Source organism: Photobacterium arenosum (assembly GCF_014841115.1).
Classification (GTDB): domain Bacteria; phylum Pseudomonadota; class Gammaproteobacteria; order Enterobacterales; family Vibrionaceae; genus Photobacterium; species Photobacterium arenosum.
The window spans coordinates 1-13,525 of sequence record NZ_JACYTP010000025.1; the positions used below are offsets into that span (position 1 = coordinate 1).

At 45.6% G+C, this 13,525-nt stretch carries 13 protein-coding genes and 2 pseudogenes; 6 read left to right on the forward strand and 9 right to left on the reverse strand.

Annotated elements, in window-relative coordinates; genetic code table 11:
• The first annotated feature begins 264 nt into the window (after positions 1–264).
• Together IFO68_RS21530 and IFO68_RS21535 are read left to right on the forward strand one after the other, a co-directional pair.
• A complete protein-coding gene (locus IFO68_RS21530) occupies positions 265–756 on the forward strand; it encodes a GNAT family N-acetyltransferase (RefSeq protein ID WP_192017805.1) in 492 nt (163 codons plus the stop codon).
• Between the two features lie 130 nt (positions 757–886).
• On the forward strand, positions 887–1,987 hold the full coding sequence (locus IFO68_RS21535; RefSeq protein ID WP_225445385.1) for a BamA/TamA family outer membrane protein: 1,101 nt from the start codon (positions 887–889) through the stop codon (positions 1,985–1,987).
• Positions 1,988–2,115: 128 nt separating this feature from the next.
• On the opposite strand, the gene IFO68_RS22050 is transcribed toward IFO68_RS21535, so the two are convergent.
• Positions 2,116–2,241, reverse strand: a complete 126-nt coding sequence (locus IFO68_RS22050) for a hypothetical protein (RefSeq protein WP_269093514.1) — start codon at positions 2,239–2,241, stop codon at positions 2,116–2,118.
• Between the two features lie 3 nt (positions 2,242–2,244).
• Positions 2,245–3,504 carry an MFS transporter gene (locus tag IFO68_RS21540; protein WP_192017806.1) on the reverse strand — a complete coding sequence of 420 codons (1,260 nt, stop codon included), beginning with the start codon at positions 3,502–3,504 and terminating at the stop codon, positions 2,245–2,247.
• 772 nt (positions 3,505–4,276) lie between these two features.
• Between IFO68_RS21540 and IFO68_RS21545 the strand changes: the two genes are divergently transcribed.
• Positions 4,277–4,705 carry an N-acetyltransferase gene (locus IFO68_RS21545; protein WP_192017807.1) on the forward strand — a complete coding sequence of 143 codons (429 nt, stop codon included), beginning with the start codon at positions 4,277–4,279 and terminating at the stop codon, positions 4,703–4,705.
• A 72-nt stretch (positions 4,706–4,777) separates the two neighbouring features.
• Here the strand turns inward: IFO68_RS21545 and IFO68_RS21550 are convergent, their stop codons facing one another.
• Together IFO68_RS21550 and IFO68_RS21555 are read right to left on the reverse strand one after the other, a co-directional pair.
• Positions 4,778–5,086 (reverse strand): AzlD family protein, encoded by a 309-nt coding sequence (locus tag IFO68_RS21550; protein ID WP_192017808.1) that lies wholly within the window; start codon positions 5,084–5,086, stop codon positions 4,778–4,780.
• On the reverse strand, positions 5,076–5,789 hold the full coding sequence (locus IFO68_RS21555) for an AzlC family ABC transporter permease (protein ID WP_192017815.1): 714 nt from the start codon (positions 5,787–5,789) through the stop codon (positions 5,076–5,078). The genes IFO68_RS21550 and IFO68_RS21555 overlap by 11 nt, the downstream gene beginning before the upstream one ends.
• Before the next feature lie 104 nt (positions 5,790–5,893).
• Between IFO68_RS21555 and IFO68_RS21560 the strand changes: the two genes are divergently transcribed.
• The gene (locus IFO68_RS21560) at positions 5,894–6,760 is read left to right on the forward strand and encodes a LysR family transcriptional regulator (RefSeq protein ID WP_192017809.1); all 867 of its coding nucleotides are present in this window, start codon (positions 5,894–5,896) and stop codon (positions 6,758–6,760) included.
• A 214-nt stretch (positions 6,761–6,974) separates the two neighbouring features.
• Here IFO68_RS21560 and IFO68_RS21565 read toward each other — a convergent pair whose 3' ends face one another.
• From IFO68_RS21565 to IFO68_RS21580, 4 genes are all read right to left on the reverse strand, one after another.
• A complete protein-coding gene (locus tag IFO68_RS21565; protein WP_192017810.1) occupies positions 6,975–7,406 on the reverse strand; it encodes a DNA breaking-rejoining protein in 432 nt (143 codons plus the stop codon).
• Between the two features lie 159 nt (positions 7,407–7,565).
• Entirely contained in the window at positions 7,566–8,750 is a 1,185-nt protein-coding gene (locus IFO68_RS21570; RefSeq protein WP_192017811.1) for an acyltransferase family protein, read from the reverse strand.
• 330 nt (positions 8,751–9,080) lie between these two features.
• Positions 9,081–10,148 carry an extracellular catalytic domain type 2 short-chain-length polyhydroxyalkanoate depolymerase gene (locus IFO68_RS21575; protein WP_225445386.1) on the reverse strand — a complete coding sequence of 356 codons (1,068 nt, stop codon included), beginning with the start codon at positions 10,146–10,148 and terminating at the stop codon, positions 9,081–9,083.
• A 230-nt stretch (positions 10,149–10,378) separates the two neighbouring features.
• Positions 10,379–11,614, reverse strand: coding sequence for an MFS transporter (locus IFO68_RS21580; protein WP_192017812.1), 1,236 nt, complete (start codon positions 11,612–11,614; stop codon positions 10,379–10,381).
• 118 nt (positions 11,615–11,732) lie between these two features.
• Between IFO68_RS21580 and IFO68_RS21585 the strand changes: the two genes are divergently transcribed.
• Positions 11,733–12,629: a LysR family transcriptional regulator gene (locus IFO68_RS21585; RefSeq protein WP_192017813.1), complete on the forward strand. Its 897-nt coding sequence runs from the start codon at positions 11,733–11,735 to the stop codon at positions 12,627–12,629.
• A gap of 46 nt (positions 12,630–12,675) precedes the next feature.
• Here the strand turns inward: IFO68_RS21585 and IFO68_RS21590 are convergent.
• Positions 12,676–13,008, reverse strand: a pseudogene (locus IFO68_RS21590) (LysR substrate-binding domain-containing protein); the annotation flags it as partial.
• Between the two features lie 28 nt (positions 13,009–13,036).
• Between IFO68_RS21590 and IFO68_RS21595 the strand changes: the two are divergent.
• Positions 13,037–13,410: pseudogene (locus IFO68_RS21595) on the forward strand (VOC family protein); the annotation flags it as partial.
• Positions 13,411–13,525 lie beyond the last annotated feature (115 nt).

A 13,525-nucleotide genomic window follows, 5' to 3' on the forward strand; every position in this document is an offset into this window, starting at 1 on the left:
CAACTGCTGATAATTCATGGTAGTACTGCTTGTTTCTTTGGCGAGAAGAGCGTACCACTTTTAGCAGTTGGCTTCCTCTTCTACACCTTCCCATGAATGTCGCACTTATTATCTGAAATCGGGAACAAGTAACGTATTTGGCTTGTCAGGTCAGGCATAAATTGCCGGTTTTAAGTCTTCTGAATCACCGTTTGCGCGGATTATTCGCTATAGTGTGGCTAGCCGGCATCTGAACTGACGCAATTGCACCGCCTGAGAGGTCACGTGAAACCTGAATTTCGTCCTGTCAATGTTGATGAACACTTTGCCGTTTGCATGGCCTTCCGGCGCGATGCTTTTGTGTGTACGTTTCAGTCAGACAGCGGCTTTGGGCCGTTTATTCACGGTTATGAAGAAAGAATGCGTGCCCGGCTGGTGGATCCCAGATGGTATTACATTCATATCTGGCATAATAACCAGATTATTGGTCAGTTAGAATTTAAGTGTTTTTCCGATCAAGCCGAAACGGGCTATATCCACCTGATTTATGTTATTCCTGAATACCGTGGCTCCGGGGTGGCTGATGCCGCACAGCAGTTCATGGCAGACATGCTACATCAGGCAGGCTGTCAGGCTATGCTTTTAACCGTCAGTCGCACTAACGAAAGGGCGTTACGGCACTACCGCCGCTGGGGCTGGCAGCGTGTTGGTAAGGATGGCAGCCTGCGCGGGACAGATATCTACCGCCGTGAGATTTGGTCACACAAATTAGTGTGATTTAATTTCAGCGGGTAATAACAATATGTCAGAGCATTAATTAAGGAAGATGACCTCAATGCATCGCATTCTAAGAGCTAGCGTTCTGGGTTCAATGGCAATATTTTCTTCAGCGTCTTATGGGATATCCATGACAGATCCTATCGACGGCATGTTTGATATGGGGGAATATCTGGCTGAAAACGCTTACGGCTTTCTTCCGGTTCCTGTGATTATTACCGAGCCGGCATTAGGTGGTGGCGGTGGTATATTTGGCTTGTTTCTGCATGAAACTGACGCTGAAAAAGAAGCACGCCGTAAGCTGGCTCTGGAATCACTCGATGGTGGCGCAAGGCTTATCCCTCCTGCGATCACTGTAGCAGGTGGCGCAGCGACGGAAAATGGCACCTGGTTTGCTGCCTTAGGGCATCGCAGAACCTGGAATAAAGACCATATTCGTTATCTGGGCGGGATTGGCTATGGGGATGTCGTGATGGATATTTACGACGATTTCGGTGGCCGGCTTCCCGCCAGTCAGGCGCTGGGTTTTGAAACGCAGACGGAAGGTTACGGGGTGATTCAGAAACTCCAGTTCCGTGTTCAGGATACACCGCTATTGCTGGGGTTTTCTCAGTTCTGGACGCGTACGGAGGTGAGTGCGTCCAATCAGGTGGTGGATAAGATTTTTCAGCGTGTATTAGGAAAGAGTACGACCTCATCCGGTGTGGGATTCGTTGCTGAGTATGACACCCGAGACAACTTTTTCTTCCCGACAGATGGCTATCAGGTGACTGCCGAGTATATGTTCTTTCGTGATGGCATTGGCAGTGATTACGATTACGATACGTTTGCTTTAGATGGCCAGGTTTTCTTCCCACTATCCAAACAATTGATTTTGGCTTTTGCCGGTGATTACCAGTCAATGCGTTCTGATGATCAAAGTCTGCCGCCATTGGTGAAACCATATGTAAAATTGCGTGGTATTTCGGCCTATCGATATCAGGATGATTATGTCAGTGCGGTTCAGACACAGCTGATGTGGCGTATCGATCCCCGCTGGACGCTTTCAGGCTTTATCGGCACTGGCTCAGCTGCCAGCGAAAGCCACGATTTATATGAACACAGTGAAACCGCTTATGGCACAGGCTTTCGCTACCTGATTGCCCGCCGGTACGGCCTGCATACCGGCATTGACATTGCCTTCAGCGACGAAGAAAGCGCTTTTTACTTCAACATGGGATCGGGATTTTAACGAAAGCGAGTGCAATTAGCGATTTATGGACGATTAAATTGTTGATTCACAATTATCGACAAGCTGGATACAGTCACTTAATAACTTCTGGCCAAATTTTGTGGTTTTTTTGGATGGCTTCCTATATTTTATTCATAATCACAGATGTCAATAATATGGTTAAAACTTTCTAGTATTTCTTTGAGGTTTATAAACTTAATCGCAATGCTTTGGCTTGAATTTGGTGTTGCCCAGTTTAAATCGGAAATGTTCATGCTCTATCCTTCAAATGCTTTCGGGTATTCTTTCATGTAAATTTGGTCTAGTTGGGCATTAGATTTAAGAAGCATCTTTTTCGTGTGACTAGATAGAAAAAATGCTAATGAACTAAAAGATACGATTACGCCCATTATTAGTAGTAATGGGTTGATGATGTCATTACCGAATGTTTGTATCAAATATCCAAAAGTTTGACTTCCTATTGGAATGGTAATGACGCACAGGAAGAAAATAGCACTTTCTAATCGCGCTCTAAAGTGGTCAGGTACGGCAAATGACCTTACACTATTGGTTGCGATAACAATTAACGATAGACCAAAGCCTGATAGCATCATTGATAATAATTTTAAGTGAATGATCTCAAAGATTGAGAATAATATTATTCCAAGACCAATCATCATATTCCCTGCTATCGCAGGTTTAAGTCTGGTATAAGTATTAAAATCAATTTTTGAAAGAATGAGGGCGCCAAGTCCCATGCCGATAGCAAATGAAACTTCAAAATAAGCTAAAGGAGCGATTCTATTATAATTACTAGCCACATATAGTGGTAAGATGACTACCATCAGCGGGGTTAATATAAAATTAGTTACCATGGCTATATAACATGTTATTTTTTCATTTTTCAATTGAAATAGAATTTTGAATCCAATGCTTGCTCGTTTGATAAAATTCTGATGAATAGAGTTGTCTGGTTTTTCATCTCTTATTTTCACAAACAGCAGAAAAACCAGTGATATAGTATAGAAGGCAGACACAACGATGATAGACAACTGTGAGCCTAAGAAAGCAACACCACCGCCTCCCAGGATAGCACCTACAATCGCTTGCACTGAATTTAATGAAGTCGCAATCCCTATATACTTTGTGTAGTGTTCTTTGTTAGTTAAGAATGGGATTGTGCTATTGATACTGCTTGTAACAATTGAATTTGTTGTGGCGAGAATAGATGCAGTGAGGGCAAGATAGAGATAAGACACTTGTAAGTGGTAGAAAAATATATAGTAAACATTAATGAAAATAACAGAGAAAATGGCGCTTATAATGAGTATCTTCTTCTTTTTGTTTCTGTCAAGGAGATCTCCGGATAGTGGGAGGGTAACTAAATTTATTATCCACATTAATGCAATTATACTACCTAAAGCAATGCTGTTGTTTTCACCTTCCATCGTAGCGATTGACCAGACAAATATAATGCTAAAACTCCTGAAGGCAAGTAAGCTTATGGCACTTGATAATAAAAAGTTAACTATGTTCATTTAGATTCTGATTTCTATAATTGAATGTCATTAGCCAAAAACCGCACACAGTGCGGCATAATTGATTCAGTTACTTACGTTTTTTAAGCATGGTGTACTTTTCTTTTTTAGTGAAAAAACTTTCTTTGCATCTAACTTTTTCATAATGATTCCTTTGGCTGATCTCGAACGATTTCGAGAAATCATTATTCTCATAGATGCATATTGAAAACAATGGACTTAGCTTCCTTTCTGTGAACTTTTATTGCAAAATTTACTACTCATCTGACTTAAATTGAGTTGTTCATCGCATTTTAATAATTAATAATATGTTCGTTGTGATGTTTGTTGACTTATTAATACGACTATTTTTTGACTTTGATGTGTGATGCAGAGATATAAGTATGTGATTTCATTTACGTGAATATCATTTCTATAAATGAGGCCAGAGCATGTGTACTAACGTACAATTTGGCTCTGTAAAACTTGTGGTCTTTTATTCTGATATGCATTGATGGTAGGGCTTTCGCTACCTGATTGCCCGCCGGTACGGTCTGCATACCGGCATTGACATTGCCTTCAGCGACGAAGCAAGCGCTTTTTACTTCAACATGGGATCGGGATTTTAACGAAAGCGGGTTAAAGCCGTTGTGGATTCAGTTACAAGATGGAGTGCCGATGCGGAATTTTGCGACGTATAAAGATTTATTTCCTTCATTCTGAGATCTGTGATCTGGCAAGGCTACCGTGTTAGCTGTGATACTCCTGTTAACGCAAACAACACGAAGACACAATGATTAGAGCATTTACAGACACAGACATGGAGCCGGTACTGGATATCTGGCTTAATGCTTCACTTAAAGCACACGACTTCATTTCACCAAATTACTGGCAATCTCAGGTCGACAACATGCGCAGCATGTACCTGCCGGCTTCTGAAGTTTACGTCTGGGTTGAAAAAGGCATAGTAAAGGGCTTCTATGCCCTGTACGAAAACCAGCTGGCGGCCATTTTCGTCAAACCCGATGTGCAGGGTAAAGGCATAGGTAAGGCATTGATCAGTCATGCTAAAAAACGTCGTGAATCGCTGTCGCTAAATGTCTATAAACGCAATGACGTCAGTTATCGGTTTTATCTCTCTCAGGGTTTTCGCGTCATCGGCGGTAACGTTGATGAGCACACAGGCGAAGGCGAGTGGGTGATGGGGTATGAGGCCGGCTAAACCGGCCCTGAGTGTGACGGCACACAGGTTAGCTTAGCGATGTCTGCATAACCGCTGCAACCCTCGGAACATCTACATATTTCTCATCAGTGCAGCCATCGCTATGCCGGCAGCGATAGAGAGCAGCGGCTTTTTCAGCACGAGAGTACCCACGGCTGTCACCAGTAGTGCCGCTTGAGCGCCGGTATCTCCCTTGATGAACATGGGCGCTATGATTGCAATGAGCACAGATCCTGACATCGCCGAGATAAATTGCTGAACACGATGACTGATGGGAATGTACGACATAATAAAGATACCTCCCCAACGAGTCACTATTGTGACCACTGCCATAATGATGACCAGCAAAAGTGTGCCCATTTCAGATGTATCAATGCTCATTGTTATCCCCTCCCAGTAATACGCCTATAATGCCGCCTGTTAGTGCACCAACAATCACATGACTGTTTTCTGGCAGATAGAGGTAAGCGGCGATCGATGATGTGGCCGCCGCAGCCCATATCACATACGTCTTATTGTTTTTATTTCCTCCCAGCGCCATGGTAAGCAGGAAACACCCCATCACCATGTCGGCTCCAAAGGCGGATGGATTTTGTATGGCATTGCCGAAATAAAAACCGATCCAGGTACCAATAATCCAGAAAAACCAAAGGGCGATCCCGCCACCGAACAGTAAACCGAGTCCTTTGGACGTTTCATTTTGCGCAAAGGCCCGCATCGACAGCGCCCAGTTCGCATCGGATGCCACCAGCATGACGCCATAGCGTGTGGCCGGATTCAGGGAACGAATATGAGGATACAAGGTTGCCCCGATGAGCAAGTGCCGGGCATTAATGGCAAAGACTGTAATAGCTAATGGGAGCACAGGCACCTGGGTTCCCCAAAGATCTAAAGCCCCGAACTGAGAGGCCCCCGCAAACACCAGTGCGCTCATCAATACGGCGGCGGCTTCATGTAGTCCCTCCTGAGACGCGGCTAAGCCAAAAGCGACACCGAAGACTAATACGAACAATGAGATAGGAACTAAGCTGACAAAGCCTTGTTGTATCGCATTCAATTCAAGCTTCAACTCTTGCGTATGCATAAAAACCATCATTTTGAATAATCTGAGATTGTCGAAACAATAAACTGGAATGGGAAAATCGAAAAGCGCATAATTCAAAAATCATCCATTCGAAAATCGAATAAATGAGTTATCAGGACTTACAGATAGATTGGTTAAAGAGCTTTGTGGCGGTCGTTGATGCCGGTTCCTTGTCGAATGCAACGACATCCGTTCACCGTTCGCAATCTGCGGTGAGCATGCAACTGAAAAAGTTAGAAAATGCCGTCGGACGAAAATTGCTCGTCAGAGGGAGCCGGCATAGTGAACTGACCACAGAAGGCCAGATGTTGTTGGGATACGCCAGGCGGATACTGGATTTACATTCAGAAGCACAAGCGGCATTCCATGGTGAAGAGTTGGTCGGCCAAGTCAAATTAGGGGTGCCGGATGACTATGCAGCAAAATACCTTACGCCTGTGCTGCGCAATTTCGCCCCGAGATTCGGTGGGGTAGAGATTGAATTAAACTGTGAGCAGTCCACCTCGCTTATCCCCAGGGTAGAGAATAATGATCTGGATTTGGCCCTAGTTTCCAGAGACAACCCGAGCCGGGGTACGCTTCTTTTCCATGAACCTATGGTGTGGGTGGGCGCGTCTCAGTTTGAAATCTGGCGTCGGGAAACACTACCGATTGCTGTCTATGAAAGTGCCAGTCTTGCCAGAAGAAGTGCAATACACTCCCTTGCTTTGCAAGGCAAACCTTACAAAGTGGTGTATAACAGTTCGAGTCTGGCGGGCCAGATTGCCGCGGTGGAAAGTGGACTCGCCATAGCGGTGTTCACTCAGTGCAGTGTGCCTCCTCACCTTGAAATACTTGGAGAGGAGCAGGGTTTGGGGCCGTTAGAGCCCATGGAAGTTTCTGTATACCGGAGTAAAAAATCAAAAGGCTCTCCGGCTGTGGGTTACCTTCATGACTTATTGGTTCGTACGCTGAGGCTATCTGCCGTTTGATTGTATTTGATTCGATGCCTCCTTCGCATTAATTGGGTCATTTCTTAATACTGGATATCCGGCACAATGCCTTACTTAGGTGCGTGTTTCGGCTCAGGTTTATCGCGTTGTTGGTGGCAACCCCGATGAACACACTGCGAAAGGTTGGAGGGAGAGGGCTACGGGAATTAGGCGCTTGAGTACACTTATACGGCCTAATCCCGTGAAGCAGGAATTACTTTCCGCTGTTGATCATCATTTCTAACCTATAGTCAGCGACTTCGTTCCGACGTGCGGCAGAGCGCATCATATAAACCCGGACTTTGTAGTCACCAGATGCAGGCAGTTTGCCTTCATACTGGTTCTCACTGACTGAGCCGTTGAACATGGCAGCGTCGTTTTCACCCGGTGCAAGAATATTGAAATAGGTAGCAGTGTTCTTTGTTGCCATGCTAACGTTCATCTGCTGGCCTTCTTTGGCATTCAACACGTAGTCAACAACTTCATAGCCTTTTATACTCCCTTCGATCACCGCGCCGTTAGTGCCTTTCTGAAATTGAACGCGTTCAGTGCGAATATCATCGGCAGCTGCAGCGCCAGAGAGCATCAGCGATAAGCCACAGAGTAATAACTTGAGGGGATTACTATTCGTAAGATATGCCTTCATATAATTTTCCTACTGCTTTCAATAAGTCCAATGTCGTGTTGTGGAGCGTACAGCCAAAGGCTAACACAGCTGTACTGATTGCATACAGTATGGCTGGTTGGTTCTAATCTGCCAGTTTGTCAGCGGCTGAATCTCAGCCACTGTGATTGTATTCAGCGGTTATGCTTTTGACACCTCTGGCGTAGTGCGTTTGCCTCCCATTCCCCGCATCCATTTCATCAATGGACGTTCGAACAAGTAGTAACTGCATACAGACACAGTAATTAGTACAGCGGTAAAGATAAAAATACCTGTCAGCACGGTTGCCGCAGATGTTTGCGCATACCACCATGCCGTCCAGTAAGGATTGATATGGTGGAGAATCTCCACACCGGCCAGCAGTAATACTGAGTGCCACAGATAGATGGAATAAGAGATATCGCCCAGAAATTGCGTGACTTTGTTATCGAGTAAACCGAGTAACAACGAAGAACGATTCTGCTGATTGGCTGCGACGAGTACCAAAAGTGCAAACAGCACATAAGTTGTCATAGTGACTGTGTAACTGATGCTGAACTGAAGCACTGAGATTAAAGCAATGATGAGCGCAATCAGTAACCCGTCATGATTCACCCAGCTTTTCATTCTGGGACTGAATGAGATTCGGGATAACCACATGCCTAATGTGAAGCCACAAATGCCTCGGACAAATGCATTCAGTGTTGAAGTGATATCTAATGTTCCATGCATGCTAACCATACCGCCAAGTACCATCATAATCAGGACTGGCAGCCAGGCATTACTCTTTGCTGGCCGCAAGAGCACTGACATGAGCAATGGAAAGACCAGATAGCACAGCCATTCAATACTCAGCGACCATCCGGCAATGTTCCAGCTTAAAGGCTGGGAAAGGATACCATTTACCAGAAACAGGTTTGGTACCAGGGTTTCGGTTCGGTTAAACGGGCCGGAAAAAGGTGGAATTCCTGTTGCACCCCAGGCATCAAATAACGGGCCGGCATAAAAGCCGATTTGGTGAATAGATTTGTAATATTCCCAGATAAAGAGTGCAGCCAGGGTGACAAAGAACAGAGGGTAGATACGACTGAAACGCAACCACATAAATCCTCGCCACTTTTTCAAGCTACTGCCTGTGGCGAAAGTGGATTGATAAACATACATCATGACAAAACCACTCAAGATGAAAAAAATGTCCACCCAGAGATAGCCGTTTTCAAGAAAATGTGTGGATTCCGCAATACTGTCTCTCCATTGCGGAAACAGAATTAAACGCGCATGAAAGTAGGTGACGATGAGCGCGGCAATACCGCGAATCGGTGTTAATAAAGGGAGTTGACGTTGCATGTATTTGTCCTGATTTATGTTTTCTGTGCTTGCAGCAATTGGCCACGTGACGGGGGCATTGGCCGTCCTGACATTATCTGAGATTATTTTATGGCGAGAAATAATAAGTGTCTTGTTGCATTGCGTTCTGCGGGGCGATGGGAGGTTAAAATCGTGACTCTCGCGACGTATTCACTGTAACTAATTGAAATATTGGCAGTTAAAAGCAGCATTAGAAAGAAGGCGTCTGCTGCAGAAGAATTTGAACGAATGCTCTGCTTATTCGCCCTTATTGTTTTTGACCAGTAGCAGGGAAATAGGATTGATACGGCATTTCTCGCACTGGACTGATTATCCTGCACTGACCAAACGATCTATCATTCCCTTTATTGCCTTCATCTGCGGGGCGTCTTTGGTGTAATAGTTGTAGGGCGGCTGGCTTAAAGTACTGTAACCCCAGAAATCCCAGCAGCCGCGGGGGTTGTAGGGGATGAACTCAGACTTTTTCACCTGCGGGAACAGCACAATGATCTCGTTGGTATCGGCAACGTTCAGGTAGCCGGTTTCTTTTATGTAAGTCGTGCCGATAGCGGCAATGCCCTGGCGGCAACCGTGGACAGCAACATGCACTTTGCAGGATGCCGAGCGGCAGCTGGTGGGAATGTAGACATACGCCGTGTCGTCCATACTGGTGTGCGGGCTACTGATAAATTCACTTTGATCGAAGGCCATTAAGTCACCGCCGGGCGCTGCAGCGGGAGGATTCAGCGGGCCGTAAATGTGCGCCAGAATTCGCATTGCCTGCGGGATGTCACAGTTATTGATATAAGGAGCTTGTGTGAGATCGCAGGGGGTATCTGCCGGATCGCTGGTGATAAAGGCATGGCCGGCATCAACGCTGTTGTTATAGCGGATCTGCGCTTCAGGCACTCCCAGTTTCTGGTAAAAGGTCACGGCGGAATCGACCACACCTGTGACGACTGTTTCATCCAGCCGGCCTGAAAAAAGGTAAACCTGATCGTTTCTGAGGTGCTCAGTATCGTCTATCCGGCCGTTGCTGGCTGTTACTTTCGCCAGCTCCGCTAAGTATCCGCTGTTGGGAAACAGGGTTGACGAACAGCCACTCAGGCTATTTGCGCAGGGGTTCATGCAAGTTGTCGTCGCGTTGATTAGTGGGTTCACAAAGGGATTATTGCCCGCGCAGTTCCAGGGACCACCCGCAACAATCCCCGCCCCGACCAGTGATTCAGCAAATGCCACATGAAATTGCGCCGCCATGAAACCACCGGACGACAGACCAGAAATCGAGGTTTGATTGGCTTGTGCATTCAATGGCGGAAGCAGCTCGTTTGTTGCCTGAGCTGAAGCAGAGAACAGCATGGCAAAGGTCAATAAACGTTGTAGCAGAGTGCGCAGCATCCTGAACTCCTGTCTGGTTAGATGACGTCCTGTCGTACGCTTTAAGCGAGAGTCTGGAAGGAGTATAGGTGCGAATAAGCAATGTGTTGCGCAAATATGAATTTCAGATTTGCATCAAAAAGGCGGGTGATTTTGAGAGTGGCTGAACTGACAGCCACTGCCTGGGTTAATTGTGGTTATGTCTCTACCGGCGATTTTTTAGAGCCGGTTATTCTCAGATAGCACACGGCTCATCCCGTCTGATTGACCTTATCAAAGCTAATCAATGACTTGCCTTTCCATAGCACAGGCGTGCAGGCAATTAAGGCGATTGCCACATAGGTCATTGCTGAAAAATCTACCGATAAATCCGCTTGCGAGGTAACAAACAGGCTACCTAAGGCGCCGCCCAGACCAACCGCAAAGTGTTGCAGCGAGTTTTGCAGACCGATGATAATCACACGATCTTGTAGCGTGAGAGCGCTGATTAATTCGGTAATTAAGATAAGAGTGCGAGCAGAGCTGACAATGATAAAAATGACAAAGGCCAGTGCGGCAAGATTTACATTTTCTGTATGAAAGCCCATTGCTACAGTGATCGCCATAATTAATGAAAGTAGCCCTATTAACTTGCCAACTGTAAGATCACTCATTTTTGCTCTTGCGTAATATTGTATTAATACAAAAGAACCCAGCCCGCTTATTGTGTAACAAAGGCTCAGAAGCTTTTCAGGTATATCGAGGTTTATCGTTAGCATGACAGGGTATTGGGTTGATACGACAAAAGTGCTCAAAATGGCGGTGAAAATCAGCGCAGCAGAGAAAAGTAATATCTTGTGATTTCGGAGTGAGCTAATTGGCGTATTTTGCTTAGTAACTCTTGTATATCTTGGGGTCGGCAATGATTTGAGAGAGGTTAAATGAACGAATAAAAACAAGAAGGCTGACAATATGAAAGCCATTCCTAATAGCTGAAAGCCAAACTGCCAGTGAGTTCCTGAGGACACCATGATGAGGCCAGGTACACCAAGAGCGAGCGCTAACGGAAATGCACTGATTAGAATTGCCGTGTTTTTCTTTTTTTTCTTTTCATCAGACATCAATATTAAATAATTCAGGTTTACAACAGCTAATGCTCCGCCAAAAACTCCCGTAAATATCCGAGCCAACAGCAAAAGAGCAAAGTCATCCAGCATTGAGGTAATGAGCGTTGTAATAGCTATACCAGCAAGATAGAAAAGGATTCTTTTTCTTTCACGAGTCATATCCTGTGAGCCTTTTATCATCAGGCAAGTAAGTGCTGCGGCAATAGCGTAAACAGACGTCAGATAGCCAGACTGTGAAGCCGGAACACTCGCTGCCAGTGCCATTATCGAGCTGAAAGGCACAATGACTAATGCATCCAGTGCAACCAGAAAATGAATCATAAAGCAGATATAGAGACTGCAATCAGACATGCGACGTGATGAAAAAAATGAAGTGAGCATTGTTAAGCCTTTCTGGTCTTGAGGAGTAAATTCCTATGAAAGATCTTATTGTATTAGCCCGAATTAAGTAATAAAGTGCGATTTATTGGTTTGATAATCCAGTATTTCGGGATAATAAATGATTGAGCAGATCGAGCAGCAGTGGTTGAAAAGTTTTCACTGTGTTTATGAGTACAACAGCTTTAAAAAGGCAGCAGAGCAGCTTAGTTTACCAACATCAAATGTCAGCCGTCATGTCGCTTTACTGGAGGAGAAGCTCAATACCCGGTTACTGGAAAGAACGACGCGTCGTATGACCCCAACCGAGGCGGGTGAGCAGCTTTACTCTACGACGCGGGTCTTGTTAGCGGCGCTGAATGATGCGCTTGAAGACGTCAATCAGTACTCTCAAACGGTAACGGGTCAACTCAGAATCCTGATGCCAGATATCCCGGTACTTGCAAAGGCAGTTGTGGCTTTTTGTGCAGAGCATCCTGCAATATCGCTATCTTGTGAAACCAGCCTGAGCCCTAAAGAGAGTTTACTGGATGGATTCGATCTGATCCTGAGCTATCACCGTGGAAAAATTACCGATAGTAGCTGGGTCGCGAAAGAGATAGTCAGGTTGCGAAGCACAGTGGTCGCTGCACCGGACTTGATCAGACAGCATGGCCGTCCTCATAAACTGGCCGATTTGAACCACTTGCCTTGTATCAGTAGTTTAACGGCGCTAAATGGTTCCCCCTGGGTATTCAGGCATTCAAACGGTCAGTTGCTTACGCAGAGTGTGAAATCGTCATTTAAAGTAAACAGTGGCAACATGGCAAAGTTTGGTGCGCTGGCAGGTCTTGGCTTCGCGATATTGCCTGAGGAATCGTGTACCGATGAAATCAACGCAGGCACATTGCAGATCATAGAGCTAGACGCTGAACCTGAGCCTCTGGTTCTTTATGCTTTCTATGCCGGGCGAAAACATTTGGCTAAAAAAATCACAATCTTCGTTGAGCATCTGCAAAAACACCTGAGCACTCAGTGAGCTAAACATTGTGAATGCACAACATTTAGGTACTTTTCCGGACGACTCAGGAAGACTGCAGTGTTTGCCGGATACAGTCGGTGAACCATCTGTAACGAGAGGCCAGCTCACGAGGGCGTTTCCGTACAAGATACAAAGGCTCCCTGACATTGACGCTGCGGTGCGGAATACGTAGATCTTGTGCGTACGGGGATTCCAGAATGGTAGTTTCCGGAAGGACAGTAAAACCAAGCCCGAGTGCAACAGGCAGTAAAATCTGGCTGAGCTGATTGATGTAGCCGCGTACAGGCAGCGAATCGTGCGGCACGGAAAATGTCAGATCTACAATACACTGTCGAGATACCGGCGGGCATTGGGGTGATCGATGAATCCGGTTTTTGTGAGCAAGGCTTGCGACAACCTAGATTCTGATCATGTCACCGACGGAAATCGTTGAGGATGACAGCGCTATCGGTGAAATGTGTACCGATGTGTTTGGCGCGGGCTGGGGACGTTTTCGGATTGCACACCTCTCAACAGGGGATCGCATTGGTGTGGAACTGTTTCAGTTCGACAATCAGCAACAGCCGGAAAACAACTTTGAATACTGGAAAACTGGTGTGTTTCACTTCTGTGTGCAGGACCCGAATGTCGAGGAACTGGCAGAGCGGATCGTGGCTGCAGGCGGAAAAAACGGATGAAAGCACCGCGCTATTATTACCCGGGCGAGAAGCCGTATCGCATGATTTATATGGAAGACCCGGTCGGGAATATTCTGGAAATCTACAGTCACATGTATTAGTTCTGACTAGATCTGACACTTCAATTTGAAATGAAGAGAGTTACCCACTTTGATTAAAGGTGCTGAATCCGTAATCAAAGACAATAAGAGGTAACTCTCATGCTTCATACTAGCA

What these genes read in the sequence shown, in the direction of transcription:
- IFO68_RS21535 (WP_225445385.1), top strand. Translation starts at nt 887, where the DNA reads ATGACAGATCCTATCGACGGCATGTTTGATATGGGGGAATATCTGGCT.
- IFO68_RS21560 (WP_192017809.1), top strand. Translation starts at nt 5,894, where the DNA reads ATGAGTTATCAGGACTTACAGATAGATTGGTTAAAGAGCTTTGTGGCG.
- IFO68_RS22050 (WP_269093514.1), bottom strand. Translation starts at nt 2,241, where the DNA reads ATGAACATTTCCGATTTAAACTGGGCAACACCAAATTCAAGCCAAAGC.
- IFO68_RS21575 (WP_225445386.1), bottom strand. Translation starts at nt 10,148, where the DNA reads ATGCTGCGCACTCTGCTACAACGTTTATTGACCTTTGCCATGCTGTTC.
- IFO68_RS21565 (WP_192017810.1), bottom strand. Translation starts at nt 7,406, where the DNA reads ATGAAGGCATATCTTACGAATAGTAATCCCCTCAAGTTATTACTCTGT.
- IFO68_RS21545 (WP_192017807.1), top strand. Translation starts at nt 4,277, where the DNA reads ATGATTAGAGCATTTACAGACACAGACATGGAGCCGGTACTGGATATC.
- IFO68_RS21555 (WP_192017815.1), bottom strand. Translation starts at nt 5,789, where the DNA reads ATGCATACGCAAGAGTTGAAGCTTGAATTGAATGCGATACAACAAGGC.
- IFO68_RS21585 (WP_192017813.1), top strand. Translation starts at nt 11,733, where the DNA reads ATGATTGAGCAGATCGAGCAGCAGTGGTTGAAAAGTTTTCACTGTGTT.
- IFO68_RS21580 (WP_192017812.1), bottom strand. Translation starts at nt 11,614, where the DNA reads ATGCTCACTTCATTTTTTTCATCACGTCGCATGTCTGATTGCAGTCTC.
- IFO68_RS21540 (WP_192017806.1), bottom strand. Translation starts at nt 3,504, where the DNA reads ATGAACATAGTTAACTTTTTATTATCAAGTGCCATAAGCTTACTTGCC.
- IFO68_RS21550 (WP_192017808.1), bottom strand. Translation starts at nt 5,086, where the DNA reads ATGAGCATTGATACATCTGAAATGGGCACACTTTTGCTGGTCATCATT.
- IFO68_RS21570 (WP_192017811.1), bottom strand. Translation starts at nt 8,750, where the DNA reads ATGCAACGTCAACTCCCTTTATTAACACCGATTCGCGGTATTGCCGCG.